Genomic DNA, 16,084 nt, shown 5'->3' on the forward strand with positions numbered 1-16,084 from the left:
AGTGTTTCCAATTGTTACTTAACTGTCACACATATTACAGTTTTAAGTACGGCACCTTATCGCCGGAAGTCTTGCTCCAAACAGCAGTGGAGCAGGGGCATGATCGCATTGCAGTTACTGATATCAACAATACTTCAGCGGCTTTACAATTGCTTCGATTAGCCCCTAAATACAACATACATGTTGTAGTTGGGGTTGATTTTAGGAGGGGGAGCGAGCAACAGTTTATTGCGCTAGCAGTTAACAACTCCGGTTTTCAAGAGATTAACACGTTTTTGAGTTCATACTTACATTCTGGAGATCCAATCCCGGCAGAGATGGCTCTTGCAAATGAAGATGATGTTGTTGTGGTGTACCCTCTCAGGAATGCTCCTAGGAGAAAGCTGAAGTCCAATGAGTATATCGGCATAGCTCCACATCAGATGTTTAGAACCACGTGGAAGCAGGGGCAATGGGAGGAGAGTCGGTATGTTGCGTTGATTACTGTAACTTTTCGCCACAAGCGCGACTTCAATGCGCATAGGTTGCTTAGGTCCATTGATCGAAACACCTTGTTGAGTAAACTTCCACAAAAGGAAGTAGGCGAAATGTCGGAACGTTTCAGAACTCCAGTTGAATTAGTTGATGCGTACGCTGAGCGTCCAGCTTGGCTTATTCGCAGTTCCAATATTCTCGAGCGGTGCAATGTGTATTTTGGTTTTGGCGAAGATCAGGAATCCCAAAATCAATCTACGTATACAGGTTCAGAGGAGGAGGATTTTGCGCTGTTGACAAGACTCTGTAAGGAGGGGCTTGCATACCGGTATCCCAATGGGGGCGAAAGCGTGGAAGAACGCCTCAGGAAAGAGCTGGGTATCATTAGGGAAAAAGGCTTTGTCTCGTACTTTTTAATCAACTGGGACATTGTGTGTCACGCCAGATCAAAGGGTTATTTCTACGTAGGACGAGGAAGCGGTGCGAATAGTGTAGTAGCTTATTTGCTGAGAATAACAGATGTAGACCCCATGGAGCTCGATCTGTACTTTGAGCGCTTCATTAATCTATATCGAGTTAATCCTCCTGACTTTGATATTGACTTCTCTTGGAAGGATAGAGAGGATATGACGAACTATATTTTTAGAAGGTTCCCAAATACTTCTCTACTAGCTACTTACAATACGTTTCAGTTTAGAGCAGTGGTTCGTGAGTTGGGGAAGGTCTTTGGATTGCCCAAGCATGAGATTGATGGATTGGCGTCGGGAAGGTTTCAGTCTAAAACAAGTGACCCTGTGGTTCAAGCTGTGCTTAAGTACAGTCAGTATATTCAAGACTTTCCCAGTCATTTGAGTATTCATGCGGGTGGAATATTAATCACTGATAAACCTGTTCAAGCATATTCAGCCACATTTATGCCTCCTAAAGGTTTTCCAACTACGCAATTCGACATGGTTGTAGCTGAAGATATTGGGATTTACAAGTTTGATATCTTGAGTCAGAGAGGGTTGAGTAAGATCCAAGACTCTATTGCTATTATTCGCAAGAATCAGCCGGATAAAGGTGAGGTTGATGTTCATGATATTCAGCGATTTAAGGACGATGAAGGTGTTAAAGACCTACTTAGAAACGGGAGGGCTGTTGGTTGCTTTTATGTAGAGTCTCCAGCTATGCGCATGTTGCTCAAGAAGTTAAAGGTTGATAATTACTTAGCGCTTGTTGCTGCTAGCTCCATTATTCGTCCAGGTGTTGCAAAGTCGGGAATGATGCGGGAGTACATTCTTCGTTACCGGTATCCTGAAAGACGTAAAGAAGCCAACCCCATTTTGTTGAGTATTATGCCTGAAACCTTTGGTGTAATGGTTTATCAGGAGGATGTCATTCGGGTTGCACACCACTATGCAGGGCTTTCTCTAGCTGAAGCTGATGTTTTGCGTCGGGGAATGTCTGGGAAATATCGCTCGAGAGAAGAGTTTCAAAAGGTTAAAGAACAGTTTTTTGTCAATTGTAAATCAAAGGGTTATCCTGATTCGGAATCGTCAGAAGTTTGGCGACAAATAGAAAGCTTTGCTGGATATGCTTTTGCTAAAGGTCATTCGGCTTCATACGCTGTAGAGAGTTATCAAAGTCTCTTTTTAAAAGCGCACTATCCATTGGAGTACATGGTGGCGGTCATCAATAATTTTGGTGGTTTTTATCGAACGGAGTTTTATGTGCACGAGGCTAGGATGGCTGGTGCTACTATTTGTCCGCCGTGTGTCAATTTGGGGGATTACCACACCACGATTAGAGGGAAGGATATCTATTTGGGATTTATGCATTTACATTCCTTTGACGATAAGACGGGGCTTGCTATTCTCCAAGAACGCGACGCTAATGGTGAGTTTGAGAGCTTTGACGATTTTATTAATCGAGTGTCGATAGGTATAGAGCAAGTGAGTATTCTTATTCGTATCAACGCTTTTCGCTTTACGGGTAAATCAAAACGTGCGTTGCTTTGGGAGGCTCATTTTAAACTTGAAAAGAAGCCTAAAAACGAACTGGTTCCCAGTTTGTTCAAGACTGAACGTCGACCTTTTGAGATTCCTTCATTGCATCAGAGTGGACTAGAAGATTTGTTTGATCAAATAGAATTGTTGGGTTTCCCATTGGAGAGTCCTTTTTACTTGTTGAAAGAGGAGGTAGACAGTCCTGTTTTAGCTAATGATTTCGCTCGTTACAACGGAGAGAATATTCGCATTTATGGCTACTTGATAACAGTTAAAGATACTCGAACGGCTCAGGGTAAGCGAATGCACTTTGGAACCTTTTTAGATCGTGACGGCTGTGTTTTTGACACGGTGCATTTTCCTCCATCAGTTACGCAATGGCCATTTAGAGGGAGAGGTGTATATATCGTTGAAGGAAAGGTGGTTGAAGAGTTTGGCTTCTACAGTTTGGAGGTGAGTAAGCTCGTAAAGGCCGATATGATTCCCGACCCAAGGTTTGCGGAGGAGGAGTATGAAGAGTGGGAGAAGAGATTGGATAATGATCAAAAAGCGGTTTCATGAAAAGAGGAAGCAACGACAAGCCGCATAATTCATTTGAACAGTTAGAGTATGTTCCGGTAGAGGAGTGGCTGGTAGAAACGGAGGAGGAGCGAACTGAGTTGATTCGAACGTCACCGAAAACAATTGTTAATCCCGTTACAAGTCCAGATGTGAGCATGAGCTGGAGTATGAATCCCTACGCGGGGTGTGAGCACGGTTGTCCGTATTGCTACGCCAGAAACAGTCATCAATACTGGGGGTACAATAGTGGAAGTGATTTTGAAACTAAAATTCTTTACAAAGAGAATGCTGCAGAGTTGCTTCGCAAGAAGTTAAATACGCCGTCTTGGAATGGTGAACCTATCATGTTATCGGGGAACACTGACTGTTACCAACCAGTAGAGCGCAAACTAGGACTGACGAGGCAATTGCTTGAAGTAGCATTAGAATATGGCCAACCTATAGGGGTTATTACGAAGAATGCTCTCGTATTGAGAGATTTAGATGTATTGAAGGAAATGGCAAAACGAGACTTAATTCGTGTTGCCATTTCAGTAACGACTTTGGATGCAGAGCTTCAAAGAGCGCTCGAGCCTCGGGCAAGTGCTCCTTACAAGCGGCTAAGGGCGATTAGGGAGTTATCGGAAGCGGGAATTCCAACAGTTGCTATGATTGCCCCCATTATCCCAGGATTGAACAGTCATGAAATATTGCCACTGATGAAGGCTACATCTGAGGCTGGCGCAGTTCAAGCAAAGTTCATTACGGTTCGGCTCAATGGGCAACTCGAAGGAATTTTTGAGAATTGGCTGGAAGAACATTACCCGGAAAGGAAGAGCAAAGTAATGAACGCCATTCGACAAACGCACAATGGAAGTGTAAAGGCCTTTCGATATGGAATACGAATGGCGGGAACAGGAAGAGTTTCGGAGTCGCTACGGCAAGCCTATGCCGTTGGACAAAGGAGGTATTATTCCAATAAAAAAGTGCCCAATCTTTCGACTGAGCACTTTGTGAAATTAAAAGACAGGCAACTTGGATTATTCCTCTGATTGCTTTCGGGCTTGCTCGAGGATTTCTTTCATCGCCTCAACGACCGCTTCATTCTGTTCAGCTTTGAGTTCAATTTGATCTTCAATCATATCAAACATTGAATTCTTGTGAATCTCATAAGCGGTAAAGGCTGTGTATTGCTGCTTTTCACTGTTGTAGTATACTTTTTCATCAAGCTTTCGCACATCCGCTAAGCGCGTATTCATCACCTGACGAGAAAGGGATTGAAATTGAGTCATGACTTCGCTGCGGTCAACAATCGCTGATTCTCTCAAGTAATCGTCCGCTACCTCTTTAATCGTAACGTCTACCATTCCAGCTAACTGAGTGCGAGCGTCCATGTCTGATTTGCTGCGAGCCACTCGTTCGTCGGCACTTTGCCCTTTGCCAACGGCTCTAAAGTAGCGTCGACTAGATTCATAGTCAGATCCTCTGAATGGAGTTTGTTGTTCTACTCCGTATTGATCGACGCTCTTACAAGAGGGAGCTAGTAGTAGTACAGAGAAGGCGATGGCGGTTGTGATATAAAGGCGTTTCATGTCGATGATTGTTAGTTCGGAAATCAAATTTCAGAAATCATGCCAATATACTACAAGTGAGCACCACTCCGGGGGCGAAGTAGGAGTGGAATTTCCTACACTAAGGTATATTCCAGATTCAATAGAAATAAAAAAAGCCGCCCGGAGGCGGCTTGCGGTCTCATGGGTTAGAGAACGGCTTAAGATTTGGAATCGTCGCCTGAAGCTTCAGGCTCTTGCTTCTGCTTTTCGACAACGATTACAATTTCTTCTTTCTTCTTATCGAAATCTATTTTCACGGAATCGCCTTCTTCAACCTTGTTTGAGATGATCTCTTCAGCTAGTCCATCTTCAATGTACTTCTGAATGGCTCTGCTCAATGGGCGGGCACCATAGGCTTCATCGTATCCTTTGTCAGCAATAAAATCTTTGGCTGCTTTAGAAATCTTCATTTCATAACCAAGGTCTTTGATTCTACCAAAGAGTTTAGCTAGTTCAAGATCAATGATCTTATGGATGTCTTCCGGTTTCAGAGAGTTGAATAGAACAACATCGTCAATTCGGTTCAAGAACTCTGGGGCAAAGGCCTTTTTCAAAGCATTCTCAATAATTCCTTTGGTGTTTGTTTCAACACTTTCAGAACGTGCTTTGGTTCCAAAACCAACACCTTGACCAAAATCTTTCAATTGGCGACTACCAATGTTAGAGGTCATGATAATGATACAGTTCTTGAAATCAACTTTTCTTCCCAAGCTGTCTGTCATTTGGCCATCGTCGAGGGCTTGAAGCAGCAAGTTGAAGATGTCAGGATGTGCTTTTTCAATCTCATCCAACAAAACAACAGAGTAGGGCTTACGACGAACTTTCTCGGTCAGCTGACCGCCTTCTTCGTATCCTACGTATCCCGGAGGCGCTCCAACCAATCTAGAAAGGGCGAATTTCTCCATGTATTCACTCATGTCGATGCGAATCAAAGCATCTTCTGAGTCGAATAAGGTTTTTGCAAGCTCTTTGGCTAATTGCGTTTTACCTACACCAGTAGGGCCAAGGAAAATAAATGAACCAATGGGTTTATTTGGATCTTTCAATCCTGCTCGGTTTCTCTGAATTGCGCGAACGACCTTCTTAACAGCGTCATCTTGTCCGATTACACGACCTTTAAGTTCGTCGCCCATGCGAGTTAAGCGTTGACTTTCCTGTTGAGCCACGCGTTGAACTGGAATTCCAGTCATCATAGCAACAACTTCCGCGACGTTTTCTTCAGAGACGATTTCTCTGTTCTCTTTTACGTTTGCTTCCCATTGTCGCTGTGCTTCTTCGAGTTGCTGTTCTACGCGTTTTTCATCATCGCGAAGTCTAGCAGCCTCTTCGTAGCGTTGTTTTTTAACGACAGAGATCTTGTCTTCGCGAATCTTCTCGAGTTCTTTTTCTAGATCAAGAACCTCTTTAGGAACATGAATACTCGTAATGTGAACACGTGAACCAGCTTCGTCCAAGGCGTCAATCGCCTTATCTGGCAAATGACGATCAGAAACGTAGCGCTGCGTGAGCTTCACACATGCTTCCAGTGCTTCTTGAGTGTAGGTTACATTGTGATGATCCTCGTATTTGTCCTTGATGTTGTTGAGGATTTGAATGGTTTCTTCTACAGAGGTAGGTTCCACCATTACCTTCTGGAAACGACGTTCCAAGGCGCCATCTTTCTCGATGTATTGACGATACTCATCAAGTGTTGTTGCACCGATGCATTGGATTTCTCCTCGCGCCAAAGCAGGCTTGAACATGTTAGAGGCATCGAGAGAACCGGTTGCTCCACCTGCGCCTACAATCGTGTGAAGTTCATCGATGAAGAGGATAATGTCATCATTCTTCTCGAGTTCATTCATCAATGCTTTCATGCGCTCTTCGAATTGTCCGCGGTACTTCGTTCCCGCCACCAAAGAGGCAAGATCAAGAGTTACCACTCGCTTATTGAAGAGTACACGAGACACTTTCTTCTTAACAATGCGAAGCGCTAGACCTTCGGCAATGGCAGATTTACCAACCCCAGGCTCTCCAATGAGTAGGGGGTTGTTCTTCTTTCTTCGTGAAAGGATTTGAGAAACGCGTTCAATCTCTTTCTCACGCCCCACTACAGGGTCGAGTTTAGATTCTTCCGCTAGTTTTGTCAAGTCTCTTCCAAAGTTGTCCAAAACAGGAGTTTTGGTTTTAGAATCAGCCTTTCCTCTAGGGTTTCCGCTACTTTGATAACCGCTTCCTTTGTTTTCAAAATCCTCGTCTTCATCGCCGAAAGGCATCTCTGATTTTGGTTCTGAAGGAGTGATAGAGTCGGTTCCTTTATCGAGATGATGTGCTTGGAACTCGCCTTTAAAGCTTTCGTAGTCTATTCCCATTTGTTTTAAGAGTCGGGTAACAGGATCGTCCTCATTCCTTAAGATACACAAGAGGAGGTGAGGAGTTCGTATGATATTGCTCTGGAAGATTTTCGCTTCTAGAAACGTTGTTTTCAAAGCCTTTTCTGCTTGGCGCGTAAGGGGTAGATTCTTTTTGGAAGATAACTGACGTGCCGCAGATGGCACGGAGATGTTCTCGATTTTTGTTCGCATTGCGCGAATGTCAACACCGAGATCTTCTAAAATTTGAACGGCTGTACCCTCACCCTCACGAATCAAGCCGAGCATTAAGTGCTCAGTTCCAATGTAATCATGGCCAAGGCGAAGAGCTTCCTCCTTGCTGTAGCTGATTACGTCCTTTACTCTGGGTGAAAAATTTTCGTCCATGATATTATATATGCTGGTCTGTGAGTCTACGTATACAACGAAAGTTGTGCCAGCTTGGTTTAAACCAAATGTACCGTTTAGCGTAGTGAATCGAAAATTTTCTTTGCATTGAGTTATAAACACGGATTTGTGTAAAAAGTACAGATTATTCGCGGCCTATAGCTATGGTGTAACGCTCAGTAAACCCTATTTTTGAAACTTGTCATAGACTGTATTGTGATCATCTGAAACTGACATTATGGCTGAAGGAGAACGCATTATACCGATAAACATTGAAGAGGAAATGAAATCCTCGTACATCGATTATTCGATGTCTGTAATTGTTTCTCGGGCGCTTCCCGACGTGCGCGACGGCTTAAAGCCCGTGCATCGTCGAGTATTATTTGGTATGCACGAATTGGGAGTATTTTCCAATCGTTCTTATAAGAAATCCGCACGTATTGTAGGGGAGGTACTTGGTAAGTTCCACCCACACGGCGATAGCTCTGTATACGATACTATGGTTCGTATGGCGCAGGACTGGTCGCTGCGTTACACGTTGGTAGACGGTCAAGGTAACTTCGGTTCCGTTGACGGTGATAGTCCAGCGGCTATGCGTTACACCGAGGTGCGAATGAAGAAGTTGGCAGAGGAAATGCTCGCTGATATCGAAAAAGATACAGTGGACTTCCAGCTTAACTTCGACGACTCGTTGAAAGAGCCTACCGTATTGCCAACTCGTATTCCACAATTGCTTGTGAATGGTGCTAGTGGTATCGCAGTGGGTATGGCCACCAACATGGCTCCACACAACTTGACGGATACGATTGATGCAACCATCAAGTACATTGATAACAACGATGTTGAGATCGATGAGTTGATTGAAAGCATTAAGGCACCTGATTTCCCTACTGGAGGTACTATTTACGGATACGAAGGTGTTCGTGATGCCTATCATACAGGTAGGGGTAGAGTAGTGCTTCGCGCTAAGGCCAATATCGAAGAGGTGAATGGTCGCGAGTGCATTATTGTTAACGAGATTCCATATCAAGTTAACAAGGCCGAAATGATCAAGAAGACGGCCGATCTCATCAATGAAAAGAAACTAGACGGCATCTCGGATATTCGCGATGAATCTGACCGTAACGGTATGCGTATCGTTTACGTTTTAAAGCGTGATGCGGTTCCCAATGTCGTTTTGAATAAATTATTCAAGTATACTTCTCTCCAGTCGTCTTTCAGCATCAACAGCATTGCTTTGGTGAATGGACGTCCGGAAATGTTGAACTTGAAAGACCTCATTCGTCACTTCGTTGACCACCGTCACGATGTCGTTGTTCGCCGAACCAAGTACGAGTTGGCTCAAGCTGAAAAGCGTGCGCATATTCTAGAAGGCTTGTTGATTGCCATCGACAACTTGGACGAGGTTATCAAATTGATTCGTGCTAGTACTACGGTAGAAGAAGCACGTGAAGGTTTGATGAGCAACTTTGGCTTAAGCGAGCTACAAGCGCGTGCTATTCTAGATCTTCGTCTGCAAAAGCTCACTGGACTTGAGCGCGATAAAATTAAAGAGGAGTATGCTGAATTGATGGATAAAATCGCTTACTACAAGCGAATTTTGAACGAGGTTGAACTTCGTATGTCCATCATCAAGGAAGAGCTTATCGAAGTGAAAGAGAAGTACGGAGATGAGCGCAGAACCAACATTGAATATGCCGGTGGTGATGTGAGCATTGAAGATATGATTCCGGATGAAGAGGTAGTTATTACCATTTCACATGCCGGGTATATCAAGCGTACCTCACTCAGCGAATACAAAACGCAAACTAGAGGTGGTGTAGGAGCGAAAGCGGCTTCGATGAGAGATGCTGACTTTATCGAATACGTGTTTGCCGCCACCAATCACCAGTTTATGTTGTTCTTTACAGAGCAAGGAAGGTGTTTTTGGCTACGCGTATTTGAAATCCCAGAAGGAACAAGAGCAAGTAAGGGTAGAGCTATCCAAAACTTGATCAATATCCCTCAAGATGATAAGGTTAAGGCCTTTATCAACGTGAAGAACTTGAAGGATGAAGAATACATAAGCAACCACTTTATCGTGATGTGTACGAAGAGTGGTATCATTAAGAAAACTCCGCTTGAAGCGTATAGTCGTCCACGTGTGAATGGTATCAATGCCATTGGTATTCGCGAAGGAGATATGCTTCTTGAAGCGAAACTCACCAACGGCAACAATGAGATTTTGATGGCCGTTCGTTCAGGTAAGGCGATTCGATTCCACGAAAGCGCGGTTAGAAGCATGGGTAGAACTGCTTCGGGTGTACGAGGAATGACATTAGGTCATGATGGTGATGAAGTGGTTGGAATGGTATGCGTTCAAGAAGGTGAAGCAGATATCCTTGTTGTAAGTGAAAAGGGATCTGGTAAGAGATCTAGCTTGGAAGATTACCGCGTAACCAATCGAGGTGGCAAAGGTGTGAAGACCATTAGCGTTACAGATAAGACAGGTGAGCTCATCGCAATGAAGGGTGTAACCGACGAAGAAGACTTGATGATTATCACCCGCGCAGGCGTAATGATCCGCATGAAAATCAGCGAATTACGTGTGATGGGTAGAGCTACTCAAGGTGTTCGACTTATCAACCTTAAAGGGAAGGATTCTATTGCAAGTGTTGCAAAAGTTCCAACCAGTGACGAAGATGAAACGTTGGAAGATGTAGATGGAGTTGAAAATGTGGAAGGGGCAGAAGACGCTGCACCGGAAGCTGGCACAGAAACTGCCAACGAGTAAGCTTCGAAACATTCATTATTTTTACCCAACAGGAAAAACATTAAGTATTTATACTATGGTATCTAAAGCACGTTTAGTTGTCTTCGCGACGTTGATGAGTGGAGGAGCATTGCTGGCCCAGGAATCAACAATGGTATCCAGTGCAATTCTTGCATTGAAGCGTCCTGACTTGATTTCAGCTAAAGATTACATTGATCAAGCCGATTCAGTGATCGCAACAAAATCCGTTGACGACATCCGTGAATCAACGATGCAGAAATTCTTGTTTCACAGAGGTTTGATTTATGAAACATTGAATCAAGAATCAGCGTCCGTTGAGTATATCCATGAAGCGCTCGAGAATTACACTGCGCTTATCGCCTATGATAAGAAAGTGGACGATGACGACTACATGGAGGAAGCGCAAAGTGGTATTGCATCTTCCGTAGTTGCACTTTCTGCTCTAGCAGACGACGCATACTTCAGCAAACAGGATGCAGAACAAGCTTACAATCTTCATTCTGAAGTGATTAAGTACAAAACAGATTATTTGGGTAAAACGGATACGGTAACGGTTTACACCATGGCGCGTATCGCTACTGAATTGGAGAAGTATGAGAATGCGTTGAAGCACTATAACTTCTTGATTGACAATGATTACAGAGGTAGAGTATGGCAAGCATATTACAACGGAAGTGAAAACCGTATGAATATGCCGGATAAGTACACTATGGACATGCTCATTCAGCAAGGAAAGGCAAGTGATCCAGTTCTTTCTCCAGATATTAATTACACACTTTGGTGGCAGTCAGCTAAACTCACTCATGATTTAGGAGACACGGCAAAGGCAATGGAAATTATTTCTAAGGGATTGGAGATGCATCCAGGAAACGCTAGTCTCCAGAATCTTCAACTTCAGTTTATGTTGGAAACGGGCGACTATGAAAGTGCACTTTCTAAGTTCGAAGCGGCGCTAGAGTCGGACCCAACTAATACTTTGTACTTGTATAACATCGGTTATATCTACCAGACAAAGAAGAACGATACGGAAAAAGCACTTGAGTTCTACAATAGAGCATTGGAAGTAGATTCAACCAATTCAGCTTCAGCGTATATGGCGGGTTATATCTTCATTGATAGAACGAATGCGATTTCAGAGAAGATGAATAGTTTGAATAGAAACCAAACTTCTGAATTCAATCGTTTAGATGCTGAGCGTGATGAAATCTATAAAGAAGCTCTTAATTATTTCTTGATCGCTTACGAAGCAGATCCAAATGACTTGAGTACGGTTAAAGCTCTTCGTGAGGTGTACTTCAAGTTGGGGAATGTTGAGAAAGTAGGTGAGTTCACTCAGAAAGTAAAAGCACTTGAATCTGCTGAATAATATTGAAGCGCACTGAGTAAGCTTCACAAAAGGGAGGTTAATAAATTGATCTCCCTTTTCTTTGAAATATCAATTGAACATAATATTAATTATAAGAACAACGTATTTAGAGAATCATGCATCGTTATCAATGGAAACTGCACGATCTCTTGTCATCATTATTCTAGTTTTTGGAAGTATTAAAATGATCAATGAATTAGTCTTCCAACCAAGATGATTCCGTATCACGGGATTTAGCCGAATGTGTTTCAGGATCTGGGTCACGTTCCATCTAATAGCTCTAGGCTCATTTTTATTGAACGCACTTATCTAACGCAGCTCATGATCACTCGTTATCGTGTGGTTACATCTTTGTTTGATAACTTCGGATCTCCTTAAAGGTTTTTAAGACGTTGTCTCTATCGACATGTAAAAAAGCGATCACTATTTAAAGACCCAATGGCTAAGAGATTTTTAGCATGGTTCATGAGTTCAATCAGAAACTCCTTCTTTTAACTTACCATTGGAAGTTTCGCAGTAAGTGGCTCGGATGCAAGTCTTAGTATCATGAGTGATTCTTGGTCAGTTTGTTGATATTCAACATGAAATACGTGTTTCTACTATCAATTGAACAGCGTAAATCCGAAATGGAATTCTCATGAATTATCCGTGATTAGAAGCATCTAACAAATGGATAGAAAGGAATATTGACTGATGTTTATCCCGCAAGAATCGCTTCATTAAAGATTAATTCATTTCTTCCACTCCACTTCCCTACCTTTGCCCCCTCAAAACCACATCAGTCGTGATTACAGTAAACAATGTGAGCCTCCAATTTGGGAAGCGCGTTCTTTTTGACGAAGTAAACATCAAGTTCCACGGTGAAAACTGTTACGGAATCATCGGTGCCAATGGCGCTGGAAAGTCTACTTTTCTAAAAATCCTTTCAGGTGAAGTCACTCCTAACTCAGGAGGTGTAAGTCTTGAACCTGGAAAGCGTATGGCTTTCTTGAAGCAGGATCACAACGAGTACAACGACTGTAGAGCCATTGATACAGTAATGATGGGCCACCAACGTTTGTGGCAAATCATGCAGGAGAAGGATGCCATTTATGCAAAACCTGATTTCTCTGAAGAAGACGGTATTAAAGCGTCTGAATTGGAGAATGAGTTCGCTGAAATGGACGGTTGGAATGCAGAGCCAGATGCGGCTGCCCTTCTCTCCGGCCTGGGCATTGGAGAAGAGGATCACTTTAGAAATCTTGCTGATCTCGATGGTTCACAACGTGTACGCATCCTCCTCGCTCAAGCGCTATTTGGCAATCCTGATGTTCTGATTCTGGATGAGCCTACTAACGACCTGGACATCAGAACTATTGGATGGTTAGAGAATTATCTACTCGACTTTAAAAACACGGTGATTGTTGTATCACACGACCGTCACTTCCTCGATACCGTTTGTACTCAGATTGCTGATATCGACTTCGGTAAAATCAACTTGTTTACGGGTAACTATACTTTCTGGTACGAATCAAGTCAGCTTGCTCTTCGTCAGCGTTCGGCTGCCAACAAAAAGGCCGAACAAAAGAAGAAAGAACTTCAAGAATTCATTTCTCGATTTAGTGCAAACGCTTCTAAGTCAAAGCAAGCCACCTCTCGTAAGAAGTTGCTCGACAAGATTAACTTGGATGACATCAAGCCTTCTTCTCGTCGCTATCCGGCAATTATCTTTGAACAAGAGCGCGAAGCTGGAAACCAAATTTTGGACGTTGAAAACCTGACTAAGACGGTAGATGGTCAGCCACTCTTCTCAAACTTTGATTTGAAGGTAAATAAGGGAGATAAAATTGCTTTCATTGCCGACAACGGTCTAGCCATCACTTCATTCTTCCGAATCTTGATGGATGAAATAAAAGCGGATTCAGGTGAGGTTAGCTTCGGACAGACAATCACCAAGGCTTACCTACCCAACGAGAATGAGGAATATTTCAAAGGGAAAGAGAATTTGGTAGATTGGCTTCGTCAGTTTTCTGAAGAGAAAGATGAAGTATTTATCAGAGGCTTCTTGGGTAAAATGCTGTTTTCAGGAGAAGAGGTATTCAAGAATGTCAGCGTCCTATCCGGGGGCGAAAAAGTTCGTTGTATGACTTCTAGAATGATGATGGCTAAAGGTAACCTCTTGATTCTCGATGAACCAACAAACCACTTGGACCTCGAATCTATTCAAGCCTTCAACAACGCCTTGCGTGATTTCCCTGGAACGGTATTGTTTACATCGCATGACCACACTTTCGTGCAAACCGTTGCGAATCGCGTGGTTCGCTTGTCGCCAGATTCATTCGTTGACAAATTGATGAGCTTTGATGAATTCCTTGAAATGGAGGAAAAGCAAGCGAAATAAGCTCGCATACTTATAAGAGAAAAGGCCTGATGTATTCACATCGGGCCTTTTTCGTTTATTCACAATTAGTATTGCGGTAGTTCCATTGGAACTTCAATAGCCAGTACCGTAGATTCACTAGTGGCGGATAAACTCACTTTGCTCGATTCCCACACACCAAGTCCATCTCTTTTGTCAAGATGTTGATCGGCTACGTTGAGCGCTCCCTCAATCACAAAGAAGTAAACCCCGTTTCCCTCACTGTTGAGTTGGTATTCTGTAGAATCACCACTCTTCAGATCTATCAAGTACATGTAGGCGTTCTGATGAACCCATAGTCCTGAGCCCTCTGCATCCTTTGGCTGAACAATGCGTTGCCACATGCCCTTTCTCTCACTAACATCAAAGGTTTTTTGATCATAACGAGGTTCTACACCGCGCTTCTCAGGGAAAATCCAAAGCTGAAGAAAATTCACTTCATCGGTTTTACTCTCGTTGAATTCAGAGTGTTGTAACCCTGTGCCCGCAGACATCACCTGCACATCTCCTGTATTAATTGCCTGTGCATGCCCCATGGTATCTCGATGCGTCAGAGCTCCCTTAAGTGGAATGGAAATAATTTCCATGTCGGCATGTGGATGCTGTCCGAATCCGTTTTCGGGACTCACAATATCGTCGTTTAGCACACGCAATGCACCAAAGTGCATCTGATTAGGATTGTACCAATTCCCAAAACTAAAAGTGTGGTGGGTGTCTAACCAACCGTGATTAGCATATCCCCTGTCTGTAGATTTATGTAGTACCGTTTTCATGACTTTCTGAATTTGAATTCAATCAATGTTACAACAAAGATATGGTGATATGGACAATTCTCCACATCATATCTACCCCGATTTATTCGTTATCAATTTACTCTATATCAAAGGAATGCAGCGGATGATCTCGAAGTAAAGCGTTTAATATTTGTCGCGCTGTTGGACTCTCATGGTAATGCCACAAGTTCTCTTTCAATAAAGATAATGTCCACTTTTCTATACCTAAGCTCACGGTTCCAATGCCTGAGTATCCTCCATTCTCAATGAGCACATATCCCACTGAAGCATCGGGACCGTCAAACTTCAAATAACCATTTACCTCACTCTCTTTCTTGCGTTGGTCAAGCCAAGCGTTTAGACGCTCGGTGTGGAGTTCAATTTCTACATCAGAGTCCCAACCGAGGCCACTTAGTTTTGGGTGAAGCTCTAATTCTCTAACCAATTCACCTAAAAACTGTTGCGCAGATGTAAAGCTGTAGAAGTGTTCGAGGATATCAATGCGCTTTTCTGCTCTTTGAACAGCCAGTCGAGGCACGCCTTTCCTATCCTTATAAGATACAATACCCCACTTCGCTACGGGGTGCTTTTGAGCGGCATTGTACGGTGGCCAGTAATGTCTTATCTCGTGATCTTCATGTAAGAGTGCCAATCCTTCTGAACCCGTTTCTATGTACTTGATATCATGAATCTCACGCAACCAACGCTGCCTTCGCTTCTCACCCGAACTGCCCGTAAAATGTTGAGAAATACGCTGTTTGATATTAATGGCTTTGCCAATGTAAAGGTTCTCCCCCTTCTCACTTTTCATGTAATACACCCCAGGTGTTTCCGGTAAGCTGTGGAAGACATTCGCATCTAAATGGATGGGAAGCTGAGAAGTACCTCTATTCTTGTTCAATTGCGAGTTCACTTCAGTTTCATCTTCCTTCAATAACAAATGAAGAATATCTGCTGCAGTTTCTGCATCTGCTAATGCGCGGTGTGGATTCGGATTTACAATTTGAAAATGACTGGCGAGGTTGCCAAGGCTATAACTTTTCAATCCGGGAAAGATCTTTCTGGACAATCGAACAGTGCAGAGCTTCTTCGCATTCCAAGTATACCCGACCTCTTCCAATTCCCTTTTAATAAAGGTGAAATCGAAGTTTACATTGTGAGCTACAAACACTTGACCTTGAAGAAGATCATACACCTTGGCTGCTATTTCGCTAAAGGGTGGAGCTCCCTCAATATCAGCATTGGATATTCCAGTAAGTTGGGTGATGTGAGCGGGAATGGTACGTCCGGGATTCACCAATGCGTTAAAGCGTTCAGTGATTTGAGTCCCATCACTGATCGCAATACCCACCTCAATTACACGGTGGTTATCCGAATATCCACCGGTTGTTTCTACGTCGACAATTGCAAACACATGGCAA

Annotated in this window: 9 protein-coding genes; 5 read left to right on the forward strand and 4 right to left on the reverse strand. The window is 43.2% G+C overall.

All coding sequences use genetic code 11. From position 1 onward, the window contains the following. The first annotated feature begins 11 nt into the window (after positions 1–11). Both F8C82_RS04800 and F8C82_RS04805 read left to right on the forward strand, forming a co-directional pair. A complete protein-coding gene (locus tag F8C82_RS04800) occupies positions 12–3,023 on the forward strand; it encodes a DNA polymerase III subunit alpha (protein ID WP_151692414.1) in 3,012 nt (1,003 codons plus the stop codon). Continuing rightward, positions 3,020–4,054 carry a PA0069 family radical SAM protein gene (locus F8C82_RS04805; protein WP_151692415.1) on the forward strand — a complete coding sequence of 345 codons (1,035 nt, stop codon included), beginning with the start codon at positions 3,020–3,022 and terminating at the stop codon, positions 4,052–4,054. The genes F8C82_RS04800 and F8C82_RS04805 overlap by 4 nt, the downstream gene beginning before the upstream one ends. On the opposite strand, the gene F8C82_RS04810 is transcribed toward F8C82_RS04805, so the two are convergent. Both F8C82_RS04810 and F8C82_RS04815 read right to left on the reverse strand, forming a co-directional pair. Next, a complete protein-coding gene (locus F8C82_RS04810) occupies positions 4,043–4,594 on the reverse strand; it encodes a hypothetical protein (RefSeq protein ID WP_151692416.1) in 552 nt (183 codons plus the stop codon). The two genes, F8C82_RS04805 and F8C82_RS04810, sit on opposite strands and share 12 nt — an antisense overlap. Positions 4,595–4,773: 179 nt before the next feature. Continuing rightward, positions 4,774–7,353, reverse strand: a complete 2,580-nt coding sequence (locus F8C82_RS04815) for an ATP-dependent Clp protease ATP-binding subunit (protein ID WP_151692417.1) — start codon at positions 7,351–7,353, stop codon at positions 4,774–4,776. Between the two features lie 238 nt (positions 7,354–7,591). On the opposite strand from F8C82_RS04815, the gene gyrA reads away from it, so the two are divergent. The 3 genes from gyrA (at position 7,592) to F8C82_RS04830 (ending at position 13,872) form a co-directional block, all read left to right on the forward strand. Next, on the forward strand, positions 7,592–10,126 hold the full coding sequence (gene gyrA / locus F8C82_RS04820) for a DNA gyrase subunit A (protein ID WP_151692418.1): 2,535 nt from the start codon (positions 7,592–7,594) through the stop codon (positions 10,124–10,126). Positions 10,127–10,181: 55 nt separating this feature from the next. Then, the gene (locus F8C82_RS04825; protein ID WP_170266156.1) at positions 10,182–11,492 is read left to right on the forward strand and encodes a tetratricopeptide repeat protein; all 1,311 of its coding nucleotides are present in this window, start codon (positions 10,182–10,184) and stop codon (positions 11,490–11,492) included. A 784-nt stretch (positions 11,493–12,276) separates the two neighbouring features. After that, entirely contained in the window at positions 12,277–13,872 is a 1,596-nt protein-coding gene (locus F8C82_RS04830; RefSeq protein ID WP_151692420.1) for an ABC-F family ATP-binding cassette domain-containing protein, read from the forward strand. 65 nt (positions 13,873–13,937) lie between these two features. On the opposite strand, the gene F8C82_RS04835 is transcribed toward F8C82_RS04830, so the two are convergent. Together F8C82_RS04835 and F8C82_RS04840 are read right to left on the reverse strand one after the other, a co-directional pair. Beyond that, complete coding sequence (locus F8C82_RS04835; protein ID WP_151692421.1) at positions 13,938–14,663, reverse strand: pirin family protein; 726 nt, start codon at positions 14,661–14,663, stop codon at positions 13,938–13,940. 97 nt (positions 14,664–14,760) lie between these two features. Further along, on the reverse strand, positions 14,761–16,077 hold the full coding sequence (locus tag F8C82_RS04840; RefSeq protein ID WP_151692422.1) for an exonuclease domain-containing protein: 1,317 nt from the start codon (positions 16,075–16,077) through the stop codon (positions 14,761–14,763). Between the last annotated feature and the right edge of the window lie 7 nt (positions 16,078–16,084).

The sequence above is a fragment of the Phaeocystidibacter marisrubri genome (assembly GCF_008933165.1).
Classification (GTDB): domain Bacteria; phylum Bacteroidota; class Bacteroidia; order Flavobacteriales; family Schleiferiaceae; genus Phaeocystidibacter; species Phaeocystidibacter marisrubri.

What these genes read in the sequence shown, in the direction of transcription:
- F8C82_RS04805 (WP_151692415.1), top strand. Translation starts at nt 3,020, where the DNA reads ATGAAAAGAGGAAGCAACGACAAGCCGCATAATTCATTTGAACAGTTA.
- F8C82_RS04815 (WP_151692417.1), bottom strand. Translation starts at nt 7,353, where the DNA reads ATGGACGAAAATTTTTCACCCAGAGTAAAGGACGTAATCAGCTACAGC.
- gyrA (WP_151692418.1), top strand. Translation starts at nt 7,592, where the DNA reads ATGGCTGAAGGAGAACGCATTATACCGATAAACATTGAAGAGGAAATG.
- F8C82_RS04810 (WP_151692416.1), bottom strand. Translation starts at nt 4,594, where the DNA reads ATGAAACGCCTTTATATCACAACCGCCATCGCCTTCTCTGTACTACTA.
- F8C82_RS04825 (WP_170266156.1), top strand. Translation starts at nt 10,182, where the DNA reads ATGGTATCTAAAGCACGTTTAGTTGTCTTCGCGACGTTGATGAGTGGA.
- F8C82_RS04835 (WP_151692421.1), bottom strand. Translation starts at nt 14,663, where the DNA reads ATGAAAACGGTACTACATAAATCTACAGACAGGGGATATGCTAATCAC.